Raw genomic sequence first — 3,891 nt, 5'->3', positions numbered from 1 at the left:
CGAAGGAGGAGGCCGCGTACCTGGCGGCGCTGGACCGGTACTCGGACCGCAAGGAGATCTACGACGGCTTCGACACGCGCGTCTTCGCGGGGGCCACGCTGCAGTCGCCCGCCTTCCGCGCCGCCCGAAGGCCTGAAGTTCGTCCCCGCCCGGTCGCTGTACAAGCAGGTGGACGAAGCCACCTTCGCCGTGGCCGGCCGCGCGCTGTCCATCGCGGAGTGGGACGTGAGCCACCGCTTCTGCGGCAAGTGCGGCACCCCCACGCAGCTCGTCGCGGGGGAGCGCGCCCGTCGCTGCCCGGCGGACCACACGCCCTACTACCCGCGCATCTCTCCGGCGGTCATCGTCCTCATCACCCGGGGCGACCAGATGCTGCTGGCGCGCAACGCGACCTTCCCCGAACCGTTCTTCAGCACCGTCGCCGGCTTCGTGGACCCTGGCGAGTCGCTGGAGGAGACCGTCCTGCGCGAAGTGAAGGAGGAGGTGGGCGTGGACCTGAAGAACGTCACCTACTTCGGCAGCCAGCCGTGGCCCTTCGGCCGCTCGCTCATGGTGGGCTTCATGGCCGAGTACGCAGGCGGCGAGGTCACCGTGGACGGCAAGGAGATCGCCGAGGCCCGCTGGTTCAACGTGGACGACCTGCCGCGCATCCCGCCCCGGTTGAGCATCGCCCGGCACCTCATCGACACCTTCATCGACCGGGTGAAGGCCCGCCAGTCCCCGTCCAACACCTAGGCCCAGGCCCGCGGAAGCAGACGACCGACCTGGAATTCCCCGCCCCCCGGGGTGCGTTCGTCCCGGGATGGACCGCCGGGCTTGACCCACGGCCCCCGGGTGCGCTTGATGCGCCCCTTTTCGCAAGCACGCCCATGCCCGCCGCACGCCCGCACATCGAGCCCCGCCGCGTCCCCACCGCCGACTCCGTGGTGGTGAAGGAAATCTACCTCTCCCTCCAGGGTGAGTCCTCTCACGCCGGCCTGCTCTGCGCCTTCATCCGCCTCACGGGCTGCCACCTGCGCTGCACGTACTGCGACAGCGAGTTCGCCTTCCACGGCGGCAACCGCAGGAAGAACGCGGACATCGTCACGGAAATCCTGGCGCTCAACACGCCCGCGGTGGAGGTGACGGGCGGCGAGCCGCTGCTCCAGCCCGGCGTGTATCCGCTGATGGAGTCGCTGCTCGACGCGGGCCTCAAGGTGCTGCTGGAGACGAGCGGCGCCATCGACGTGCGGCTCGTGCCGCCGGCCGTCCATAAAATCGTGGACATGAAGACGCCGTCGTCAGGCGAGTGCGACCGCAATGACTACCGCAACCTCGTGTCCATGAACGCCAACGACGAGCTCAAGCTCGTCATCGGTTCACGCGAGGACTACGAGTGGTCGCGCGCGCTCATCACCGAGCACAAGCTGGGCTCCAAGCCGTACAGCGTCCTGTGCTCCACCATCTTCGACAAGCTCCACCCGCGCGAGCTGGCGGAGTGGATCATCGAGGACCGGCTCCCCGTCCGCTTCCAGCTCCAGATGCACAAGTACCTGTGGGACCCCAACGCGCGCGGCGTGTGACAGGGCGTCCCGGGCCCTCAGAGCCCCTGGCGGAAGACCAGCACGCGGACGGCGATGACGACCCAAAACGCCAGGCACAGCAGGATCAGCGCCGACAGGACGCGCAGGGCGCGCGCCTGGCCCACCCACCGACGCAGCGCTCTCTCACGGGTGTGGCGGCTCAACTTCCAGGTGGAGAAAGCGACGCCGCCGCCCCCCGCCACCAGCGTCCACCCCAGCAGCATGAGCATCGCTTCGACCCCGCTCAGCCGACCGAGCTCCAGCGTCCACGACAGTTGAACCAGCGGCGCGGAGAGGAACAGCAGCCCCAGGACGTTGGCCACCAGCAGCCCCCGCCCCTCGCGCCACGGCCGCGTGTCCTGCCAGCGCCGCTCGGCGCACGGCTCGCAGTACGCCGCCTCCTCCAGCACCTCCGTGCACGCGCCGCACAGGAAACCGCCGCAGCGCGTGCAGAGCGCCACCGCGGCCACCGCCGGATGCTGGCCACAGCGCGCATCCGGGACGAGGGCGGAGGACGCGACCACGGGACGGGGACGCTAGAAGCCGGGAGGTGGGGTGCGCGCCGCCACCGCCGCGAGCCCGTGGGAGCCCATGCCCAGGAACACCGCCGTCAGCACCGTGCTGGCCAGGAAGCCGGCGACGATGAGGTTCTTGCGCGGGTGCTCGAACTGACTGAAGGCGTACACGAGCATGTAGCAGGGGATGAGCAGCACCATCACCCCCGTGCCCACGCTGCGGCGGAAGGCGTGGATCAACAGGGTGACCGCGCACGCGAGCGAGACGACCCCGAACAGGATGGCAAGAGGCAGGAGCGGCACGCCCCCTCCCTTAGCATGCCTTCGCCCCTTTCGCGGCGGGCGGACGCATACTAAGGACGGCCCGCCGCCCACCCGCCGAGGAGGTCCCTCCCATGGCCCTGTTCAAGACATTCCTCATCTTCATCCTGGCCGGCACCCTGCTGGGCACCCTCGTCGCGTCGCTGACGGCCCCCTCGTACATCGAGTGGAACAACAGCACGCCGCTCGCCGCGCAGACCATGTGCAACCTGCCGGAGGTGGTGCGCAGCGTGACCGCGTCGCTGATGCACTCGCAGTTGATGGGCGCGGCCATCGGTTCGGGCGTGGGCCTGGTGGCGGCCATCGTCGTCGCCCTCCGGGGCCGCTCGAAGCAGCGGCCCGGCTCCCCGCCCCCTTCCGCGACCGTCGCGGGCTAGCCCGACGCGCGGTCCGCCTCCCCGGCAGGCGCCTACTGCTTGGGGAGGACGTAGATGTCCGGCGACTGGCCCAGGAGCACGCCCCCGTTGCCGTCCTTCACCTCCACGAAGAGGCGGAAGGCCTGTTTCGGGTCCTCGGGCGGCGGCGGCACCGTCCAGGTGGGCGTCGCCACCGTGGTGCTACTGAACGCTCCGGCCGGGTTCGCGGGCGACTGCGTCCAGAGGAAGAAGATTTCGTCCTCGTCCTGGTCCTTCACCTCGAGTTGGAGCTGGATCTGCGTCCCCTCCTCGAACTTCAGGCCGCCCGGTGTTGAAGGCGAACCCAGGGGCCTGGGCCCCGCGGTGATGACGGGCTGGTGGTTGGCCCCGCCGCACCCCGGGCCTCCCAATCCCAACGCAAGCAAGACGAACAAGGACGAGCGCGACCTGAGCATGGACTTCCCCTTGCAAGGAACACCGACACCCTAGTTCGAGCCTCCACGGGCCGTACACCCACCCGGGAGCCCCAGGCGGATCATCACTGCACGATGAAACCGCCGGAAACACCCCGGCCACTGTCGCGCGGACCGCATCCCGTCGCGGATTTTAAATCCGCCCGCCCAACAAGGCGATCGGGCGTGCGTCTAGCGCCGCCCGGGACGCCGCGCGAAGAGCCGGAGCTTGTCCGCGCGCGTGAGCCGCTTGATGGCGGCCTCCCGGCGCAGGGCGGCACTCCGGTCCTCCGCGGGCTCGCTCCACACCAGCGTCACTGGCAGCCGGGCCCGCGTGTACGCCGCGCCCTTGCCGCGCCCATGCGTGGCCAGCCGGCGCTCCAGGTTGTTGGTGGCGCCCGTGTAGAGCGTGCCGTCGCGACAGCGCAGCATGTACACGGTCCAGGCGGCGGGGGCGGCTTCGGACACGACGCCCCACTCTACTTCCGCCAGGGACCGCGCCCTTTCAGAAAAGCTTCGGCCTCCGCGTGGGGCGGGCAGCCAGCCGAGCCTGATGGATGGGCCGCTTCCCGTTGCTCCTCAACTGCGTCTTTCGCACCCGCGCCATCACGTCCGACACCTGCGCCAGCGGATCCGCCCCCCAGGCGGCCAAGAGCTGTGTTTCGTGCACCACGCCTACCAACCC

Annotated in this window: 6 protein-coding genes and 2 pseudogenes; 3 read left to right on the top strand and 5 right to left on the bottom strand. The window is 70.1% G+C overall.

From position 1 onward, the window contains the following. Positions 1 to 120: 120 nt before the first annotated feature. Both nudC and D7V88_RS39590 read left to right on the top strand, forming a co-directional pair. A pseudogene (gene nudC / locus D7V88_RS39595) lies at positions 121 to 735 on the top strand (NAD(+) diphosphatase); the annotation flags it as partial. A 134-nt stretch (positions 736 to 869) separates the two neighbouring features. Continuing rightward, positions 870 to 1,562 carry a radical SAM protein gene (locus D7V88_RS39590; RefSeq protein ID WP_120545693.1) on the top strand — a complete coding sequence of 231 codons (693 nt, stop codon included), beginning with the start codon at positions 870 to 872 and terminating at the stop codon, positions 1,560 to 1,562. A 17-nt stretch (positions 1,563 to 1,579) separates the two neighbouring features. Here D7V88_RS39590 and D7V88_RS39585 read toward each other — a convergent pair whose 3' ends face one another. Then, positions 1,580 to 2,086: a hypothetical protein gene (locus D7V88_RS39585; protein ID WP_120545692.1), complete on the bottom strand. Its 507-nt coding sequence runs from the start codon at positions 2,084 to 2,086 to the stop codon at positions 1,580 to 1,582. A gap of 12 nt (positions 2,087 to 2,098) precedes the next feature. After that, a complete protein-coding gene (locus tag D7V88_RS39580; protein WP_120545691.1) occupies positions 2,099 to 2,380 on the bottom strand; it encodes a hypothetical protein in 282 nt (93 codons plus the stop codon). A gap of 92 nt (positions 2,381 to 2,472) precedes the next feature. On the opposite strand from D7V88_RS39580, the gene D7V88_RS39575 reads away from it, so the two are divergent. Then, a complete protein-coding gene (locus D7V88_RS39575) occupies positions 2,473 to 2,775 on the top strand; it encodes a hypothetical protein (RefSeq protein WP_120545690.1) in 303 nt (100 codons plus the stop codon). A 32-nt stretch (positions 2,776 to 2,807) separates the two neighbouring features. Here the strand turns inward: D7V88_RS39575 and D7V88_RS39570 are convergent, their stop codons facing one another. The 3 genes and pseudogenes from D7V88_RS39570 to D7V88_RS44005 all read right to left on the bottom strand — a co-directional run. Beyond that, positions 2,808 to 3,188, bottom strand: a complete 381-nt coding sequence (locus tag D7V88_RS39570) for a hypothetical protein (RefSeq protein WP_147449077.1) — start codon at positions 3,186 to 3,188, stop codon at positions 2,808 to 2,810. 210 nt (positions 3,189 to 3,398) lie between these two features. Further along, positions 3,399 to 3,638 (bottom strand): GIY-YIG nuclease family protein, encoded by a 240-nt coding sequence (locus tag D7V88_RS39565; RefSeq protein ID WP_120545694.1) that lies wholly within the window; start codon positions 3,636 to 3,638, stop codon positions 3,399 to 3,401. Positions 3,639 to 3,711: 73 nt separating this feature from the next. Continuing rightward, positions 3,712 to 3,891, bottom strand: a pseudogene (locus D7V88_RS44005) (CBS domain-containing protein); the annotation flags it as partial.

It is taken from the genome of Corallococcus terminator (assembly GCF_003611635.1).
In the GTDB taxonomy this organism is placed as follows: Bacteria; Myxococcota; Myxococcia; order Myxococcales; family Myxococcaceae; genus Corallococcus; species Corallococcus terminator.
Note: the sequence above shows the minus strand (reverse complement) of the source record. Positions and strands in the feature narration are given on the sequence as shown.

Coding starts and splice junctions, on each gene's coding strand:
- D7V88_RS39590 (WP_120545693.1), top strand. CDS start 870: ATGCCCGCCGCACGCCCGCACATCGAGCCCCGCCGCGTCCCCACCGCC.
- D7V88_RS39575 (WP_120545690.1), top strand. CDS start 2,473: ATGGCCCTGTTCAAGACATTCCTCATCTTCATCCTGGCCGGCACCCTG.
- D7V88_RS39565 (WP_120545694.1), bottom strand. CDS start 3,638: ATGCTGCGCTGTCGCGACGGCACGCTCTACACGGGCGCCACCAACAAC.